Source organism: Mycobacterium sp. WMMD1722 (genome assembly GCF_049315205.1).
In the GTDB taxonomy this organism is placed as follows: Bacteria; Actinomycetota; Actinomycetes; order Mycobacteriales; family Mycobacteriaceae; genus Mycobacterium.
The window spans coordinates 4,943,559-4,961,478 of record NZ_CP186056.1; the positions used below are offsets into that span (position 1 = coordinate 4,943,559).

Sequence of the window (17,920 nt, forward strand, 5' to 3'; positions counted from 1 at the left end):
TGTTATGAGCCAACAGCGCACCGGCCACGGGCTGGCCACCACAGCGATCCATGCCGGCTACGCCCCCGACCCGGCGACCGGGGCCGTCAACACCCCGATCTACGCCAGCTCGACCTTCGCCCAGGACGGGGTGGGCGGGCTGCGCGGCGGCTACGAGTACGCCCGCACCGGCAACCCGACGCGCACCTCGCTCGAAGATGCGCTGGCCGCCGTCGAGGGGGCGAACCATGGGCGTGCCTTCTCCTCCGGTATGGCCGCCACGGACTGCGCACTGCGCGCCGTGCTGCGCCCGGGTGATCATCTGGTGATCCCGGACGACGCGTACGGCGGTACGTTCCGGCTGATCGACAAGGTGTTCACGCACTGGGGCGTCAGCCACACCGCGGTCGCGCTGTCGGATCTGGATGCGGTGCGGGCTGCGATCACGCCGGCCACCCGGATGATCTGGGTCGAGACGCCGACCAATCCGCTGCTGTCGATCGCCGATATCGCCGCGATCGCCGAGATCGCCGCCGAACCCAAGGTGAAGGTGTTGGTGGACAACACCTTTGCCTCGCCCGCCCTGCAGCAGCCGCTGACCCTGGGCGCCGACATCGTGCTGCACTCGACCACCAAGTACATCGGCGGCCACTCCGACGTGGTCGGGGGTGCGCTGCTGACCGATGACGAGGAACTCGACGCCGCTTTCGCCTTCCTGCAGAACGGATCCGGCGGCGTGCCAAGCCCTTTCGACGCCTACCTCACGCTGCGCGGGCTCAAGACGCTGGTGCTGCGGATGCAGCGGCACAGCGAGAACGCGGCACGGATCGCCGAGTTCCTGGCCGGCCACCCCGCGGTGTCCGCCGTGCTGTATCCGGGACTGCCGGGCCATCCCGGACACGAGGTGGCAGCGCGCCAGATGAGCGGTTTCGGCGGCATGGTGTCGGTGCGGATGGCGGGCGGCGCCCAGGCCGCGCGCGACTTCTGTTCGCGCACAGAGATATTCATCCTCGCCGAGTCCCTCGGCGGCGTGGAATCGCTGATCGAACATCCCGGCGCGATGACCCACGCGTCGACGGCGGGTTCGCAGTTGGAGGTGCCCGACGACCTGGTGCGGCTGTCGGTCGGCATCGAGGATGCCGCCGATCTGCTGGCCGACGTCGAACAGGCCCTAACGTAACGCCGGCCGCAGCGCCGACGCGGTGATCGCGAGGTTGATCCGCGCGGTCATCTGTGCCGGGCTCGCCGGGGATTCGTCGACCCAGCTGCCCAGCGCGATCTCGCCGGCGCGGCCGTGCACCCACCGCCAGCCGCGGTCATTGAGGCTCAGCAGGGCGCCCAACCCGTCGGCAGTGTGCAGCAGCGCGATGATCGCGGCCGTCGGTGGGTCGGGCGGCCGGCGATCGAAGAGTGCGGCGAGCAGCCGGCTCCGGGCGTCGGCGGCCCGATCCCGGTTGATCAGCGGCCACGCCGGTGTCCGGGTTCCCGGCGGACCGGACCGCCCGATCTGACCGGTGCGCTCGAGGTGGCCGAGCACCGAATCCTCGGTGTGGCGGCGCAGCCGGCCCACCGCGGCGCGGGGCGACAGTGGTCGCCGCTGCAGCAGGTGCAACGCCGGCGCGGTGACGGGGTCGGACGAACCCTGCATGGTCAGCGCCACCAACCGCCCGGCCGGCACCGGATCCCCGTCGACGGCGGGCCGGATCCGGCAGGCGTGAGCGAGGTCGAGCAGGACGGCCGCCGACAGCACGCGGGCGCGGCGCGGCCGGTCGAGTCCGGCGCGTCCGGAGGCGTTGTCGAGCAGCAGCAGGAGCAGGTCTTCGGCGATCTGCGCCATCGACGTCGGGAACCGCCTAGGAGTGGTAGGGCTCCGCGCTGACCAGCGTGACCTTGACGGTGCTGCCGCTGGGCACGGTGTAGGTGCGGGTCTCGCCCACCTTGGCGTCGATGAGGGCGCCGCCGAGCGGCGAATTCGGCGAGTAGACCTCGAGCTTGCCGTCGTTGACGGCCTGCTCACGGGTGCCGATGAGGAACGTCTCGGTGTCGGACTCGTCGCCGTCGTAGTACACCTTGACCACCGAACCGGGCAGTGCGATACCCGACTGCTTGGGGGCTTCGCCGACCTTGGCGTTGTTCAGCAATTCCTGCAGCTGGCGAATTCTGGCCTCTTCCTGCCCCTGCTGCTCGCGGGCGGCGTGATAGCCGCCGTTCTCGCGCAGATCGCCCTCTTCGCGGCGGTCGTTGATCTCGGCGGCGATGACGGGCCGGTTGGCGATCAACTGGTCCAGCTCCGCCTTCAGCCGGTCGTAGGACTCTTGGGTCAGCCAGGTGACCTGGGTGTCGGTCATATCCTTTGCGCTCCTGTCGTCGTGTTCTCGCGCACGAAGTCTTTGCGTGTGGGGGCCGGGCCGGGGGCTGGTCGGGTGTATCGCCGCGTCGTCAGCGCGCAGACGTGCGCAAATGCAGCAATACACGGCCCCAGCCGGAACCGTGTACCGATCGATCGTACCACCGGGACGCCGTCGGAAATTCAGGTTTTCGCCGTTCGGCGTTTGTTGCCCGCGGGCCCGGCCCGCTGTTCTACGGGGCCACCAGGTACGCGGGCACGTCGGTCCCGCATCCGTAGACGTCACCGATCACCGGCGGCCGGCTGGACTTGACGATCGTCGTCACCTGCACCGTGGCCTGCTCGGACGACGGCACCAGGACCTCCCGTCGGCCGGTCTCGCTGCCGTCGAGCGAGCGGGCCCGCACGATGCACACCACCGGACGCGAAGGATCCTCGCGCGTCACACTCACCGTCACCTCGACGGTCTGATCGTCGATCAGCCGGTAGGCGCCGAGTTCGCCCTTGACCTCCTGGGCTCCGAGCCGTTGGGCGGCCACGACCGCGATCACCACCCCCGCCACCACGACCAGCGTCGCCAGGCCGGCCAGCAGTAGCCGCCGGGCGCGGCGCGACATCCGCTGGCGGCCGTAGCGGGCGGCTGGACGTTCGATCATGAGGGTTTTGGGAGCCCGTCGGTCGGGGAGTGCGAGAGGAACTGGAACTATAGAACGAAGTACCGGCCTGGCCGGTTGCGACCTCGACGACGAGGCCAGACGCGGACCACCCCGGGGCATATCCCCGGTGGCGTACGAGTTGGATGGAATGAGATGAACGAACTGCGGTTGATGGCGGTGCATGCGCACCCTGACGACGAGTCCAGCAAGGGCGCCGCGACGACGGCCCGTTACGCCGATCAGGGTGCGCGCGTGATGGTGGTGACGCTGACCGGCGGTGAACGCGGCGACATCCTCAACCCGGCGATGGACATTCCCGAGGTGCACGGCCGGATGGCCGAGATCCGGCGCGACGAGATGGCCCGGGCCGCGGAGATCCTCGGCGTCGAGCACCACTGGCTGGGGTTCGTCGACTCCGGGCTTCCCGAGGGTGACCCGCTGCCGCCGCTGCCGGAGGGCTGCTTCGCGCTGGTGCCGCTGGAGGAGCCGACCGAGGCCCTGGTCAAGGTGATCCGCGAGTTCAAGCCCCACGTCATGACGACGTACGACGAGACCGGCGGCTATCCGCACCCCGACCACATCCGGTGCCATCAGGTGTCGCTCGCCGCGTACGAGGCGGCCGGCGACTACCGGATGTTCCCGGACGCCGGCCCGCCGTGGAACGTCTCCAAGCTGTATTACACCCACGGCTTCCTGCGCGAACGTATGCAACTGCTGCAGGACGAGTTCGCCAAGCGTGGACGGGTCGGCCCGTTCGAGAAGTGGTTGGACAAGTGGGATCCGGAACTCGACGTGTACGCCAAGCGGGTGACCACCCGGGTGGAGTGCGCGAAGTACTTCCCCCAGCGTGACGACGCCCTGCGCGCCCACGCCACCCAGATCGACCCGAACAGCTTCTTCTTCGCCACCCCGATGGAGTGGCAGCAGCAGCTGTGGCCGACCGAGGAGTACGAACTGGCCCGGTCCCGCGTGCCGGTCAGCCTGCCGGAGGACGATCTGTTCGCCGGTATCGAGGTCGACGGATGACCGACGCCCTGCTGCTGGCAACCGATCTGCTGGCTCAGCAACCGCGGGACACCGGCCCGGACTTCGGTAAGGCCAGCCCGTTCGGGCTGCTGATCGTCGCGGTCCTGCTGGTCGCGGTGTTCCTCCTGGTCTTCTCGATGAACCGCCACCTCAAGCGGCTGCCGGAGTCCTTCGACCCCGAACACCCCGAGCCGGATCAGGCCGTCGACGACGGCACGGTCGCACTCGGCACGGTCGAGAGCGGGACCGTCGAGTCGGACACCGACGTCAAGAAGCAGGAGCCTCCCGGTTAACCGCCTCGTCGACGCGACCAGCCCGTATCTGCGCCAGCACGCGGACAACCCCGTGCACTGGCGCGAGTGGACCCCGGACGCGCTCACCGAGGCCGCCGAACGGGACGTACCGATCCTGCTGTCGATCGGCTACGCAGCATGCCACTGGTGTCACGTGATGGCCCACGAGTCGTTCGAGGACCCCGAGGTGGCCGCGGCGGCGAACGAGAACTTCGTCTGCATCAAGGTCGACCGCGAGGAACGCCCGGACCTCGACGCGGTCTACATGAACGCCACCGTCGCCCTGACCGGACAGGGTGGCTGGCCGATGACCTGCTTCCTCACTCCCGACGGGCGCCCGTTCTTCTGTGGTACCTACTATCCGAAACCCACCTTCCTGGAGCTGCTGGCGGCCGTCACCGAGACCTGGCGGCACCGGCGTCCCGAGGTGGAAGAGGCCTCCGACCGCATCACCGGAGAACTGACGGCCATGGCGGCCGGGCTGCCCGGCGGTGGACCCGCGGTGCAGGCCGAGCTGTGCGACGAGGCGGTGGCCGCGGTGCTCGCCGACGAGGATGTCGCCCGCGGTGGCTTCGGGGCCGCGCCGAAGTTCCCGCCGTCGGCATTGCTGGAGGCGTTGCTGCGCCACCACGAGCGCACCGGTTCGCCGGATTCGCTGGCCACCGTCGAACGCACCGCCGAGGCGATGGCCCGCGGCGGGATCTACGACCAGCTGGCCGGCGGTTTCGCCCGCTACAGCGTCGACGCCGCATGGGTGGTGCCGCATTTCGAGAAGATGCTCTACGACAACGCGCTGCTGTTGCGGTGTTACGCCCACTGGGCGCGCCGCACCGGTTACCCGCTGGCGCGGCGCGTCACCGCCGAGACCGCCGACTTCCTGATCGGTGACCTCGGCGCCGACGGGGTGTTCACGTCCTCGCTCGACGCGGACGCCGCGGGCGTCGAAGGGCTCACCTACGTCTGGACGCCCACCCAGTTGCGGGAGGTCCTCGGCGAGGACGACGGACGCTGGGCGGCCGGCGTCTTCGCGTTGACCGAGACCGGGACGTTCGAACAGGGCGCCTCGGTGCTGCAGCTGCCCCGCGACCCCGCTGACCCGGCCCGCTTCCAGCGGGTGCGCGCCGCACTGCGCGCCGCCCGCGCATCGCGTCCGCAGCCCGGCCGCGACGACAAGGTCGTCACCGCGTGGAACGGGTTGGCGGTCACCGCCCTCGCCGAGGCCGCGGTGGCCCTGGACCGGTCAGATCTGCTCGACGCGGCGGTGCGCTGCGCCGGCACCCTGCTCGGTCTGCACATCGTCGACGGCCGGTTGCGCCGCGCCAGCCTGGGCGGTCGGGTGGGGCAGAGCGCGGCGATCCTCGAGGACCACGCCGCGCTGGCCACCGCGCTGCTGACGCTGTTCCAGGCGACGGGTGAGCGGGCCTGGTTGACGGCCGGCCTCGGCCTCGTCGACACCGCCCTCGACCACTTCGCCGACCCGCAGCGCCTGGGCCGCTGGTTCGACACCGCCGACGACGCCGAGGCGCTGATGGTCCGCCCGGCCGACCCGTTCGACGGCGCCACCCCGTCGGGGGCGTCCCTGATGGCCGAAGCCCTCCAGCTGGCCGCCCACCTCGCGCCGGCCGGGCGCTACGCCGAGGCGGCCGAGGCGACGCTGGCGAGCGCGACCCCGATCCTGGCCAGGGCCCCGCGATCGGGCGGTCACTGGCTGTCCGTCGCCGAGGCGGCGGTACGCGGACCCATCCAGATCGCGGTCGCCTGCGAGCCGTCCGATTCGGAGCTGTTGCGCGCCGCGCGGGTGTTGGCCCCGGGCGGTGCGATGGTCGTCGGAGGGGCCGTCGACTCCTCGGATCTCCTGCTGGGCCGCGACCGGGTGGGTGGTGCCGATGCCGCGTACGTATGCCGCGGGCGGGTGTGCGATCTGCCGGTGACCACGGCGCGGGAACTGGCCGCAGCGCTGAACCCGGGCCGTGTAGCGTCCGGTCCATGACCGTCGACGCACAGGCCATCGTCAAGCGTTATCTGGACACCGTCGCCACCGGGACTGCCGAGGACGTCGCCGCCCTCTACGCCGAGGACGCGACGGTCGAGGATCCGGTCGGTGGGGGCGAGGTGCACATTGGCCGGCAAGCCATCGCCGGGTTCTACAAGAACACCGAGGGTGTGGACATCGAGACCGAGCTGCTGAGCTTCCGCGCCGGCGGGAACGAGGCCGCGTTCGTCTTCGCGATCACCGTCGGCGGCAGTATGCGCATCGAGCCGATCGAGGTCATGACGTTCACCGGCGACGGTCAGATCGCGTCGATGAAGGCCTACTGGGGCCCCGAGAACGTGACTTCGGTGTGAAAACGCGCGCCCAGCGCGCCGTTTCACGCCGAAATCGCTAGCCGGAGAAGACGGCGAACCACATCGCGATGTAGTGGCAGATCGCCGCGACGGCCGTGCAGGCGTGGAAGAACTCGTGGTGACCGAACGTGGTGGGCCACGGATTCGGCCACTTCAACCCGTAGAGCACACCGCCGATGCTGTACAGCGCGCCGCCGACGATCAGCAGCACCACCGCCGCCACCCCGGCGCCCTGCATGATCGGCCCGATGAACCAGGCCGCGACCCAACCCAGCAGCAGGTAGAGCGGAACCCCGACCCAGGCGGGCGCCGACGGCCAGAACATCTTGAGCAGCACACCGGCGACAGCCCCGGACCACACGATCCACAGCAACACCAGACCCTGATCCGAGGGCAGCGCCAGCGCGGCGAACGGGGTGTAGCTGCCGGCGATGAACAGGAAGATCATCGAGTGGTCGGCGCGCTTCATCCACTTGCGCGCGGTGCCCGACTGCCAGTTCACCCGGTGGTAGGTGGCGCTGACGGAGAACATCGCGACGATCGTCAGGGTGTAGATCAGCGTCGCGATACCGGCGCGGGTCGACTGCACCGACCACGACACCGACACCAGCGTCGCCCCGCAGATGACCGCGACGACCGCTGAGTAGACGTGGATCCAGCCGCGGGCGCGCGGCTTGCCGAGGAAGTGGGCGACGCCCTCGGCGACGGCCTCGGGGAAGTCCTCCGGCCGGCTACTCGCCGAGCGCGCATCATCGGCGTCAATCGGAGCGGACGGGGTCGTCATCTCACCTCACGAACTCGTCGGGGGCACTCGAGCGCCACAGTAGTCTGAACGGCGATGGACATCATTCCGCCACGTCTCAAGGAGCCCGCGTACCGGCTCTACGAGATGCGGCTGCGCCAGGAGTTGGCGCGGTCCAAATCGCAACTGCCACGGCATATTGCCGTTCTGTGCGACGGTAACCGCCGCTGGGCCCGTGACGAGGGACACGACGACGTCACCTACGGCTACCGGGCCGGCGCCGCGAAGATCGCCGAGATGCTGCGCTGGTGCCAGGCCGCCGGCATCGAGATGGCCACGGTGTACCTGCTGTCGACGGAGAACCTGCGTCGCGATGCCGCCGAGCTCACCGAGTTGATCGAGATCATCACCGAGGTCGTCGAGCAGATCTGCGCGCCGGACAACCACTGGAGCGTGCGCACCGTTGGCGATCTGGAACTGCTGGGTGAGCAGCCGGCGCGGCGGCTGCGCGACGCCACCGAATCGACGCAGACCGCAACGACCGCCCATCCGTTCCACGTCAACGTCGCCGTCGCCTACGGCGGCCGGCAGGAGATCGTGGACGCCGTGCGGGCGTTGCTCGGCAAGGCCCTCGCCGACGGGGCATCGGGGGAGAAACTGATCGAGGCCGTCACCGCCGAGGCGATCTCGGAGAACCTGTACACCTCCGGGCAACCCGACCCCGATCTGGTCATCCGAACCTCGGGGGAGCAGCGGCTGTCCGGTTTCCTGCTGTGGCAGAGCGCCTATTCGGAGATGTGGTTCACCGACGCCTACTGGCCGGCATTCCGCCGGGTGGACTTCCTGCGTGCGCTGCGCGACTACACCGCACGCCACCGTCGCTTCGGGATGTGAGCCGCGGGCGTGGCACATGCCACACTTGAGCCATGACGGCGCTGTCGGCCGTGGTGTTCGCGCTGAGCTGGTGGCTCGGCCTCTATCTGCTCGCCCGTGATCCGCGCAAGCCGGTGCTGGTCCTGGCCGCGGCCGGGCTGTGCAGTTTCGCGGCCGTGGTCGCGCTGGATGCGGTGCGGCTGACCAGCGGTGCCGACGCGCTGGGCCGGGTCGAGATCTATCTGGTGGCCCTGCCCGGCATCGCCTGGTTCGCCGTCCTGCTGGAGCTCTCGCGTGCGGGCGACACCTGGCGCAGCCGCGCCGGCGAGGCCGCCGCCATTGCGGTGGTGGCCGCCGGGGCGCTCGGCGGTGCGGCGCTGGCAGGCAGCGTCGAGGGTCCGTTGCGACCGGGGCACTGGGTGATGTTCACCGTCGTCTCGGTGTCGTCACTGGCGGCGATGGTGCGGGCGGTGCGCCGCGGGGTGCGGCCGATTCCGGTGGTCGGGTTCGTCGTCATCGCGACGCTGTTCTTCGCCCTCGGTAACGCCATTCTGGTGATTCCGCTGGGGCTGGTGCCGAGCTGGCTGGCACTGGCGTCGACGGGTTTCGACGTCGCGATGCTGGGTGTGGCGGTGGCGATCTGGGATGCATTCGACGAAGGCCAGGCGCTGCGCGCGCATATGCGCCGGTCGTTCGTCGCGACGTCGGCGGTGGCGGTGCTCTTCGGCGGGCAGGTGCTGATCGGGATGGCCTTCGCCGGATCGACGACAGCGGAACCGCACACGGCGTTGGACGTGCTGCTGTTCACCAGCCTGGCCCTGGCGATCGCCATCAACGTGCTGGCCGATCCGCTGGCCGGCCTGCTCGACCGGCTGGCGTTCGCACGCTCACCCGACCTGCGCGCCGACCGGGCCGCGCTGCGCACAACGCAGACCGCGCTACCGCTGCGCGCGGCCAACTCCCTCGACGAGGTGGACGACGAGGCGTTCGCCCGTCTCACGCGCCGGGCGCTCGGCCACTACGGCGACCTGTCCAAGCTGGTGGCCAGCCCGCTGACCGCCCTGCCGGTCATCGACGAGCGACTGGCCGCCCGCGGCGCGCCCGATCAGCCGCTGGAGCGCGCCAACGAGCTGCGAGCACTGCTGGCCGACCGCATCGCGGCGCTCAAACCCCGCGACGGCGGCGACTTCGGCACCACCGAACAGTGGCGGCACTACAACTCGCTGTACTTCCCGTACGTGGCCGGGGTGCGGGCCTACGCCCAGAACGCCACGCCCGCCGGACTGGATCCGGTGGCCCGGCGGGCCTGGCAGTGGTTGGTCACCGAGGTGCCGCAGCGCTCCCTGCACAACTGGCAGACCGCCGCGGCGAAGGTCATCGCCGCCGATCTGCGAGGTGACCCCGTCATCGCGATGCAGTGAGCGCGCTGCACTGACGACGCCGCCTGACCTGCACCTGGCAGTCCTTGGCAGCGTTGCGCGTCGATCTGGCAGTGGCTGCTGCGCAGCATCAGAGCATGACCGCCATCGCCACCCGCCCCTTCTCCGATTCGACCGATTCGCTGCTGCGTTTCGCGATGCGGGCCGACGCCACGCTGTGCGCCGCAGCCGGCCTGCTGACCGCGATGACCGCCGACCCGCTGTCCCGGCTGACCGGTGTGTCGGCGACCGCCGAATGGCTCGGCGGCGCCGCGCTCGTCGGCTACGGCGCGCTGCTGTATGTGCTGGCCGCGGTGAACGGGCTGCGCTGGATCGGCATCGCGCTCGTGGCCGCGAACACCGTCTTCGCCGTGGGTGCCACGGCGGCGGTGACAGCGGGCCTGCTGCCGTTGACCCCCATCGGTGCCGCATTGGTGCTGGCGTTCGCCGCCGTCACCGCCGTGCTGGCGTGGCTGCAGTACCTCGGGGTGCGCCGTCTGGCGTGACCCCCTGCCGCCGGTGCGGGGCGCCGCCTTCGAGGTTCGGCGTGTCGCCCCGCATCCGGCCCCCGGATGTTCGGAGAGCAGTTCCCCACTCAAAGGAGAGATCGATGACCACACTGAGCACCACCCGCACCGACTCGCTGATGCGGCTGGCGATGCGCGCCGACGCCGTCCTCACCGGGCTGGCCGGCTTGGCCGTCCTCCCGATCGCCGGGTGGGTCGCCGACCTGTGCGGCACCTCGCTCGCGATCGAATACTCGATGGCCGCGTTCTTCATCGGCTACGGCCTCGTGGTGTTCGGTCTCGCGGCGCTGCCGTCGGTGCGGCGAGCGGGGATCGCGGTGATCGCCGCGAACATTCTGTACTCGCTGGCCGCGGTGGCGGTGGTGGTCTCCGACGTGTGGACGATGACCGCGGCCGGAGTCGCCGTGACGCTGGCGACCGGCGTCTACACCGCGGCGTTCGCCGCAGTGCAGTACCGCGGGGTGCGTCGCCTGGCGTCCTAGAGCTTGCGCAGCCGCAGCCGGTTGATCGCGTGGTCGGCGTCCTTGCGCAACACCAGCGTCGCACGCGGCCGGGTCGGCAGGATGTTCTCGATCAGGTTGGGGCGGTTGATCGAATGCCAGATGTCGCGCGCCGCGAACACCGCCTGATCGTCGGTCAGCGTGGCGTAGTGGTGGAAGTGCGACGCCGGGTCGGCGAACGCCGTCGAGCGCATCGTGAGAAACCGGGAGATGTACCAGCCTTCGATGTCCTCGAGGCGGGCGTCGACGTAGACCGAGAAGTCGAACAGGTCCGAGACCATCAGCGCGGGCCCGGTCTGCAACACGTTGAGGCCCTCGAGGATCAGGATGTCCGGATGTCGGATCACCTGTTCCTCGCCGGGCACGATGTCGTAGAGCAGGTGCGAGTAGACCGGGGCGCACGCCAGCCCGGCACCGGACTTCACGGCGGTGACGAACCGCATCAGCGCCCTGCGGTCGTAGGACTCGGGAAAACCTTTGCGATGCATCAGATTTCGCCGAGCGAGTTCAGCGTTGGGGTAGAGGAAGCCGTCGGTGGTGACCAGGTCGACGCGGGCGTGGTTGCCCCAGCGGGCCAGCAGCGCCTGCAGTACGCGGGCGGTGGTGGACTTGCCGACCGCCACGCTGCCGGCGACGCCGATGATGAACGGCACCGGTCGGTCCGGGTTCTGCTGCGGTTCGCCGAGGAACTCCGCTGTCGCGGCGAACAGTCGCTGACGGGCGGCGACCTGCAGGTGGATCAACCGGGCCAGCGGCAGATAGACCTCTTCGACCTCGAGCAGGTCGATCTTCTCGCCGAGGCCGCGGAGCTTGACCAGCTCCTCCTCGGTGAGTTTGAGCGGCGTCGACATGCGAAGCGCACGCCACTGGGTGCGATCGAACTCGACGTAGGGGCTCGGTTCGCTCAGCCGCGCCATGTGACCAGTGTTGCAGTTAGCTTGGTGGCCATGGAGCCCGAGTCCCTCATCCGCGAGTACCTGCTGCTCGGTCTGCGCTTCGACCGGGTGGAGGAGGGCTACGTCGATTCCTTCACCGGTGATCCGGCGCTGCGCCGGGCGGTGGCCGACGAGCCCGCACCCGACCCTGCCGATCTGGCCGCTCAGGCCGAGCGCCTGCTGGCCGCCGTGCCCGATACGCCGCGCACCGGAGGCTTCGACTCGGCGCGCGCCGACTATGTGGCCGCGCACCTGCGGGCGCTGGCCCTGGCCGCACGTAAGTTCGCCGGCCAGGACGTCGGATTCGTCGACGAGGTCGAGGCGTACTTCGACGTCCGCATCACCAAAGGGGATACGGAGAAGTACCGGCAGGCGCACGTCGCGCTCGACGAAGCGCTCGGCGGCACCGGACCGCTGGCCGACCGGATCCAGGCGCACCGCACCGCCGACGAGATCCCCCCGGCCCGCCTCGAGGAGTGCATCCACGCGTTCTCCAGCGCCCTGCGCGACCGCGTCCGCGCGACGTACCCGCTGCCCGACGTGGAGACCATCACCTACGAGGTGGTCACCGACAAACCGTGGTCGGGATTCAACTACTACCTGGGGGACTACCGGTCGACGGTCGCGGTCAATGCCGACCTCAAACAACAGATGGCCAATCTGCCGCGGCTGGTCGCCCACGAGTCCTATCCCGGACACCACACCGAACACTGCCGCAAAGAGGCCGGACTGGTCGCGGCGAAAGGCCAGACCGAACAGACGATCTTCCTGGTCAACACCCCGCAGTGCCTGATGGCCGAGGGGCTGGCCGATCTGGCGCTATATGCCGTGGTCGGACCCGGCTGGGGGGAGTGGGCCGCCGAGATCTACGCCGACCTGGGCCTGCGGTTCGACGGACCGCGCGCCGAGGCGGTGTCCGCGGCGACGGCCGCCCTGGCCGACGTGCGTCAGGACGCCGCGCTGATGCTGCACGACGAACACCGTGACGTCGACGAGGTGGTGGCGTTCCTGCGGCGCTGGCTGCTGGTCGACGAGCAGCGCGCGCGGCAGATGATGCGGTTCCTGTCCTCGCCGCTGTGGCGGGCCTACACCAGTACCTATGTCGAGGGCTACCGGCTGCTGCGCGGCTGGCTCGACGACCGCCCGGACGGCGTGGGACTGACCGAGCGGTTCGGCCGGCTGCTCGACGAGCCGTTGATCCCGTCGGCGCTGCGCGCGGCCTGAGAACGGCGCGGAGGCAGCCGTGATGCAGCAGCCGGCGAGTCCGCGACTACCCTGAACGGCATGACTGCAGACTCCGTGACCGCCTCCCCTGCTGCGCCGGGCGCCGAGTACGCCGAGACCGCCAGCGCCGCCTACCAGGCCGCTCTGCAGGTCATCGAGTCCGTGGAACCGCGCATCGCCGCCGCGACCCGTAAAGAGCTCGCCGACCAGCGCAGTTCGCTCAAACTGATCGCCAGCGAGAATTACGCCTCGCCGGCCGTGCTGCTGACCATGGGGTCCTGGTTCTCCGACAAGTACGCCGAGGGAACGATCGGGCACCGGTTCTACGCCGCCTGCCAGAACGTCGACACCGTCGAGGCGCTGGCCGCCGAGCACGCCCGCGAACTGTTCGGCGCGCCGTACGCCTACGCGCAGCCGCATTCGGGCATCGACGCCAATCTGGTCGCCTTCTGGGCGATTTTGGCCACCCGCATCGAGGCGCCCGGCCTGGCCGAACTCGGCGCCAAGCATGTCAACGATCTGTCCGAGCAGGACTGGGAAGCGTTGCGCAACAAGCTCGGGAATCAGCGGTTGCTGGGCATGTCGCTGGACACCGGCGGTCACCTGACCCACGGCTTCCGGCCCAACATCTCCGGCAAGATGTTCCACCAGCGCAGCTACGGCACCGACCCGCAAACGGGCCTGATTGACTACGACGCCGTCGCCGCCGCGGCGCGCGAGTTCAAACCGCTGATCCTGGTCGCCGGCTACTCGGCATACCCCCGGCGGGTGAACTTCGCCAAGATGCGTGAGATCGCCGACGAGGTCGGCGCCACCCTGCTGGTCGACATGGCGCACTTCGCCGGTCTGGTCGCCGGCAAGGTCTTCACCGGGGACGAGGATCCGGTGCCGCATGCGCACGTGGTGACGACGACGACGCACAAGTCGCTGCGCGGCCCGCGCGGTGGCCTGGTGCTGGCCCAGCCCGAATACGCCGACGCCGTCGACAAGGGGTGCCCGATGGTGCTGGGCGGGCCGCTGTCACACGTCATGGCCGCCAAGGCGGTCGCGCTGGCCGAGGCGCGGCAGCCCTCGTTCCAGGCGTATGCGCAGCGGGTCGCCGACAACGCTAAATCGCTCGCCGACGGTCTGCTCAAGCGCGGCGCCCGGCTGGTGACCGGCGGCACCGACAACCACATCGTGCTGCTCGACGTCTCCTCGTTCGGGCTGACCGGTCGGCAGGCCGAGTCGGCGCTGCTCGACGCGGGCGTCGTGACCAACCGCAATGCCATCCCGAACGACCCGAACGGCGCCTGGTACACCAGCGGGATCCGCTTCGGTACGCCGGCGCTGACCACCCGCGGTTTCGGTGCGGCGGAATTCGACCGGGTCGCCGAGTTGGTGGTCGACGTGCTGAACAACACCGCGCCCACCCAGGCCTCGAACGGCCCGTCGAAAGCCAAGTACACCCTCGCCGACGGCACCGCCGATCGGATCCACGCCGCGTCGGCCGAGATGCTCGACGCCAACCCGCTGTATCCGGGGTTGACGCTGTAGCCGACGCGCCGCGAGGAATTTTACGATTCCCACAGAATTGGGTTAGTGTTACCGCATGGCACAGAAACCTGTTCCTAATGCTTTGACCCTCGAACTGGAGCCGGTCGTGCAGGCTGAGCTGCGCCGCCACCTCGACGCCGAGGATCTCTGGTACGCGCACGACTACGTGCCGTTCGATCAGGGGGAGAACTTCGCGTTCCTCGGTGGCCGGGACTGGGATCCCTCGGACGTCACCCTGCCCAAGCATGTCACCGACGCGCTGGAGATCCTGCTCATCACCAAAGACAACCTCGCGGGCTACCACCGCGAGCTGGTCGAGCACTTCATCCTCGAGGACAAGTGGGGCCGGTTCATCGGCCGCTGGACCGCCGAAGAACATCTGCACGCCGTCGCGCTGCGCAACTACCTCGTGGTCACCCGCGAGGTCGACCCGGCGGCCAACGAGGACGTCCGGGTCGAGCATGTGATGAAGGGTTACCGCGCCGATCGGTTCAGCCAGATCGAGACGCTGGTGTTCATGGCGTTCTTCGAACGGTCGCATGCGGTGTTCACCCGCAATCTCGAGGCGCAGATCGACGAGCCGGTCCTGCGGTCGCTCGTCGGCCGGATCGCCGCCGACGAGGAACGCCACGAGGAATTCTTCGCCAACCTGGTCGCCCACTGTCTGAAGACCCATCGCGACGAGACGGTGTCCGCGATCGCCGCCCGCGCCGGTGAACTCGGCGTCGTGGGGTCCGACATCGACGCCTACCGGGACAAGGTGGCGGCGATGGCCGAGCACGGCATCTTCGACCAGGCCCTGCTGCGCGCGGTCGTCACCGACCTGATCGCGGCCTGGGGTCTGTCGGAGGAGCCCGTGTTGCAGGAGTTCACCAACGCGTAACGCGCTGCTCGCCACACTCCGGCGCGCCTGCCCAGCGGCTGACACGCTCCGGGAGTAGCGTCGGCTCCGATGGCTAGCGACATGCTCTGCTGTCCGGGCGGTACCCGATCGTTTCGATCACGAGAGGGCCGGCCCCGGCCCTGGTGCCGCAGTGTCCGCCGACAGGTTCGCGGGGGACCCGCGGATTTCAGGAGCGCTTCGTGACCGATTCTCCTATCCGGACCTACGTTCTCGATACGTCCGTGCTGCTGTCAGATCCCTGGGCGTGCACGCGGTTCGCCGAGCACGAGGTGGTCGTGCCGCTGGTGGTCATCAGTGAGCTGGAGGCCAAACGGCACCATCACGAGCTGGGCTGGTTCGCCCGCCAGGCTCTGCGCTCCTTCGACGACATGAGACTCGAGCACGGCCGGCTGGATCAGCCCATTCCTGTTGGGACGCAGGGTGGTTCGCTGCATGTGGAACTGAACCACAGTGATCCTTCGGTGCTGCCCGCCGGCTTCCGCAACGACAGCAATGACGCCCGCATCCTCACCGTCGCAGCCAATCTCGCGGCTGAGGGCAAACTCGTCACCCTGGTCAGCAAGGACATCCCGCTGCGGGTGAAGGCGGGCGCTGTCGGGTTGTCCGCCGACGAGTACCACGCCCAGGACGTCGTGGTGTCGGGCTGGACCGGGATGGACGAGATCGACGTGGTCGCCGATGAGGTGGACGCGCTGTTCGCCGAGGGCGAGATCGATCTGGAGGCGGCGCGAGATCTGCCCTGCCACACCGGAGTTCGTATCCTAGGCGGCAACTCTCACGCGCTCGGCCGGGTCAACGCCGCCAAGCGGGTGCAGCTGGTACGGGGTGATCGCGAAGTGTTCGGCCTCCGGGGAAGGTCAGCCGAACAGCGCGTCGCCCTCGACCTGCTGCAGGACGAATCGGTCGGCATCGTCTCCCTCGGGGGTAAAGCGGGCACTGGGAAATCGGCCCTGGCGTTGTGCGCCGGGCTCGAAGCCGTCCTCGAGCGGCGCACCCAACGCAAGGTCGTGGTGTTCCGGCCGTTGTACGCGGTCGGCGGACAGGATCTCGGCTATCTGCCGGGCAGCGAGAGCGAGAAGATGGGCCCGTGGGCCCAGGCGGTCTTCGACACCCTCGAAGGGCTGGCCAGCCCGGCCGTCCTGGAAGAGGTGCTCTCCCGCGGCATGCTCGAGGTGCTGCCGCTGACCCACATTCGCGGCCGTTCGCTGCACGACTCCTTCGTGATCGTCGACGAGGCACAGTCCCTGGAACGCAACGTCCTGCTCACGGTGCTGTCCCGGCTCGGCGCCGGCTCGCGGGTGGTGCTCACCCACGACGTCGCCCAGCGCGACAATCTGCGCGTCGGTCGCCACGACGGCGTCGCCGCGGTCATCGAGAAACTCAAGGGTCATCCGCTGTTCGCGCACATCACGCTTCAGCGCAGCGAACGCTCGCCGATCGCCGCGCTGGTCACCGAGATGCTGGAGGAGATCAGCCCCGGCGCCCTGCCGTGACACCCGCCCGGGCTTAGCGCGGGCGCAGACGGGTACCGCTTGCTCATGACACGCGTGGTGATCACCGGAGCAAGCGGGAACGTCGGCACGGCGGTGCTGCGACGGTTGGCCGAGTCCGGCGGATACGACGTCACGGGCGTCACCCGCCGGCAGCCACCGTCGAGTGGCGTCTATTCAACGGCGCGATGGCATCAGCTCGACGTCGCCGATCCGAACGCCGCCGCGCAGTTGGAGCTGGTGTTCCGGGATGCCGACGCCGTGGTGCACCTGGCCTGGGGGTTCCAGCCGACCCGCAACATCGCCTACCTGGAGTCGGTGGGGGTGGGCGGTACCCGGGCGGTGCTGCAGGCCGCCGACAGCGCCGGAGTCGGCCAGCTGGTGCACATGTCGTCGGTCGGCACGTATGCGCCCGGCCGCTACGGGCAGTACGTCGACGAATCCTGGTCGACCGCGGGCATCGACACCTCGCCCTACAGCCGGCACAAGGCGGCGGCCGAGTCGCTGCTCGACGCCTACGAGGCCGGCGGCAACGACATGACGGTCACGCGGATGCGGCCGGGGTTCATCGTGCAGCGCGTCGCCGCGGGTGGGTTGCGGCGCTACACGCTGCCCGCGTTCGTCGAACCCCGATGGTTGCGGTTCCTGCCGGTACTGCCGCTCGACCGCGACCTGATCGTCCCGGTCATCCACGCCGATGACGTGGCCGACGCGATCGCGCGCGCCATCGAGCGCCGCGCCGGCGGGCCGTTCAACCTGATGGACGAACCGCCGGTGCGCCGCGACGACATGGCCGGCCAGCTCGGTGCGCTTCCGGTGCACATACCGTCGGCGCTGCTGCGCCCGGCCGTGGCGCTGTCGTGGCGGGCGCGGCTTCAGCCGATCGACGAGGGCTGGCTCGACATGGCGTTCAGCGTGCCGCTGCTGGACACTGCGCGGGCCCGCACGGTGCTCGACTGGTTGCCGCAGTTCAGTTCCGCCGAAGCGCTGGCCGATATGGGGCAGGGCTTCAAACACTGCGCCGAGACCGAGAGCCCGGTGCTGTCCTATCGTGGACCGCTGACCAGCATGCTGCGCGACCTCACCGCGGGCCCCATCACCGACCGCCGGGTTCCGTAACTGGC

18 protein-coding genes and 1 pseudogene are annotated in these 17,920 nt (G+C 69.6%); 14 read left to right on the forward strand and 5 right to left on the reverse strand.

Translation table 11 applies throughout. The features are described from left to right. Positions 1-4: 4 nt before the first annotated feature. The gene (locus tag ACN27E_RS23925; protein WP_422745288.1) at positions 5-1,159 is read left to right on the forward strand and encodes a cystathionine gamma-synthase; all 1,155 of its coding nucleotides are present in this window, start codon (positions 5-7) and stop codon (positions 1,157-1,159) included. Here ACN27E_RS23925 and ACN27E_RS23930 read toward each other — a convergent pair. The 3 genes from ACN27E_RS23930 to ACN27E_RS23940 form a co-directional block, all read right to left on the reverse strand. Further along, entirely contained in the window at positions 1,151-1,816 is a 666-nt protein-coding gene (locus ACN27E_RS23930; protein ID WP_422745289.1) for a GOLPH3/VPS74 family protein, read from the reverse strand. The two genes, ACN27E_RS23925 and ACN27E_RS23930, sit on opposite strands and share 9 nt — an antisense overlap. Positions 1,817-1,832: 16 nt before the next feature. After that, positions 1,833-2,327, reverse strand: a complete 495-nt coding sequence (gene greA / locus ACN27E_RS23935; RefSeq protein WP_422745291.1) for a transcription elongation factor GreA — start codon at positions 2,325-2,327, stop codon at positions 1,833-1,835. 232 nt (positions 2,328-2,559) lie between these two features. Then, a complete protein-coding gene (locus ACN27E_RS23940) occupies positions 2,560-2,982 on the reverse strand; it encodes a DUF4307 domain-containing protein (RefSeq protein WP_422745293.1) in 423 nt (140 codons plus the stop codon). A 153-nt stretch (positions 2,983-3,135) separates the two neighbouring features. Here ACN27E_RS23940 and mca point away from each other — a divergent pair, with 153 nt between their 5' ends. From mca to ACN27E_RS23960, 4 genes and pseudogenes are all read left to right on the forward strand, one after another. After that, positions 3,136-4,008: a mycothiol conjugate amidase Mca gene (gene mca / locus ACN27E_RS23945; protein ID WP_422745295.1), complete on the forward strand. Its 873-nt coding sequence runs from the start codon at positions 3,136-3,138 to the stop codon at positions 4,006-4,008. Next, on the forward strand, positions 4,005-4,301 hold the full coding sequence (locus tag ACN27E_RS23950) for a hypothetical protein (RefSeq protein WP_422745297.1): 297 nt from the start codon (positions 4,005-4,007) through the stop codon (positions 4,299-4,301). The genes mca and ACN27E_RS23950 overlap by 4 nt, the downstream gene beginning before the upstream one ends. A 4-nt stretch (positions 4,302-4,305) precedes the next feature. Beyond that, positions 4,306-6,291 (forward strand): annotated as a pseudogene (locus tag ACN27E_RS23955) (thioredoxin domain-containing protein); the annotation flags it as partial. After that, positions 6,288-6,647 carry a nuclear transport factor 2 family protein gene (locus tag ACN27E_RS23960; RefSeq protein WP_422745298.1) on the forward strand — a complete coding sequence of 120 codons (360 nt, stop codon included), beginning with the start codon at positions 6,288-6,290 and terminating at the stop codon, positions 6,645-6,647. The pseudogene ACN27E_RS23955 and the gene ACN27E_RS23960, both read left to right, overlap by 4 nt. Before the next feature lie 37 nt (positions 6,648-6,684). On the opposite strand, the gene trhA is transcribed toward ACN27E_RS23960, so the two are convergent. Then, positions 6,685-7,431: a PAQR family membrane homeostasis protein TrhA gene (gene trhA, locus ACN27E_RS23965; RefSeq protein WP_422745301.1), complete on the reverse strand. Its 747-nt coding sequence runs from the start codon at positions 7,429-7,431 to the stop codon at positions 6,685-6,687. A gap of 54 nt (positions 7,432-7,485) precedes the next feature. On the opposite strand from trhA, the gene ACN27E_RS23970 reads away from it, so the two are divergent. The 4 genes from ACN27E_RS23970 to ACN27E_RS23985 all read left to right on the forward strand — a co-directional run bounded on the left by ACN27E_RS23970 (position 7,486) and on the right by ACN27E_RS23985 (position 10,689). After that, on the forward strand, positions 7,486-8,283 hold the full coding sequence (locus ACN27E_RS23970; RefSeq protein WP_422745303.1) for a (2Z,6E)-farnesyl diphosphate synthase: 798 nt from the start codon (positions 7,486-7,488) through the stop codon (positions 8,281-8,283). Positions 8,284-8,315: 32 nt separating this feature from the next. Further along, the gene (locus ACN27E_RS23975) at positions 8,316-9,683 is read left to right on the forward strand and encodes a hypothetical protein (protein ID WP_422745305.1); all 1,368 of its coding nucleotides are present in this window, start codon (positions 8,316-8,318) and stop codon (positions 9,681-9,683) included. Positions 9,684-9,778: 95 nt separating this feature from the next. Next, complete coding sequence (locus ACN27E_RS23980) at positions 9,779-10,186, forward strand: hypothetical protein (RefSeq protein ID WP_422745306.1); 408 nt, start codon at positions 9,779-9,781, stop codon at positions 10,184-10,186. A 104-nt stretch (positions 10,187-10,290) separates the two neighbouring features. Continuing rightward, complete coding sequence (locus ACN27E_RS23985) at positions 10,291-10,689, forward strand: hypothetical protein (RefSeq protein ID WP_422745308.1); 399 nt, start codon at positions 10,291-10,293, stop codon at positions 10,687-10,689. On the opposite strand, the gene coaA is transcribed toward ACN27E_RS23985, so the two are convergent. Next, positions 10,686-11,624, reverse strand: coding sequence for a type I pantothenate kinase (gene coaA / locus ACN27E_RS23990; protein WP_422745310.1), 939 nt, complete (start codon positions 11,622-11,624; stop codon positions 10,686-10,688). The genes ACN27E_RS23985 and coaA overlap by 4 nt on opposite strands. Before the next feature lie 30 nt (positions 11,625-11,654). On the opposite strand from coaA, the gene ACN27E_RS23995 reads away from it, so the two are divergent. The 5 genes from ACN27E_RS23995 to ACN27E_RS24015 all read left to right on the forward strand — a co-directional run bounded on the left by ACN27E_RS23995 (position 11,655) and on the right by ACN27E_RS24015 (position 17,915). Beyond that, positions 11,655-12,866, forward strand: a complete 1,212-nt coding sequence (locus ACN27E_RS23995; protein WP_422745311.1) for a DUF885 domain-containing protein — start codon at positions 11,655-11,657, stop codon at positions 12,864-12,866. A gap of 60 nt (positions 12,867-12,926) precedes the next feature. Beyond that, a complete protein-coding gene (locus tag ACN27E_RS24000) occupies positions 12,927-14,402 on the forward strand; it encodes a glycine hydroxymethyltransferase (RefSeq protein WP_422745314.1) in 1,476 nt (491 codons plus the stop codon). 55 nt (positions 14,403-14,457) lie between these two features. Further along, positions 14,458-15,285, forward strand: a complete 828-nt coding sequence (locus ACN27E_RS24005; protein ID WP_422745315.1) for an acyl-ACP desaturase — start codon at positions 14,458-14,460, stop codon at positions 15,283-15,285. Between the two features lie 200 nt (positions 15,286-15,485). Beyond that, complete coding sequence (locus ACN27E_RS24010) at positions 15,486-16,799, forward strand: PhoH family protein (RefSeq protein WP_422745317.1); 1,314 nt, start codon at positions 15,486-15,488, stop codon at positions 16,797-16,799. 45 nt (positions 16,800-16,844) lie between these two features. Next, positions 16,845-17,915, forward strand: coding sequence for an NAD-dependent epimerase/dehydratase family protein (locus ACN27E_RS24015; RefSeq protein WP_422745319.1), 1,071 nt, complete (start codon positions 16,845-16,847; stop codon positions 17,913-17,915). The last annotated feature ends 5 nt before the right edge of the window (positions 17,916-17,920 follow it).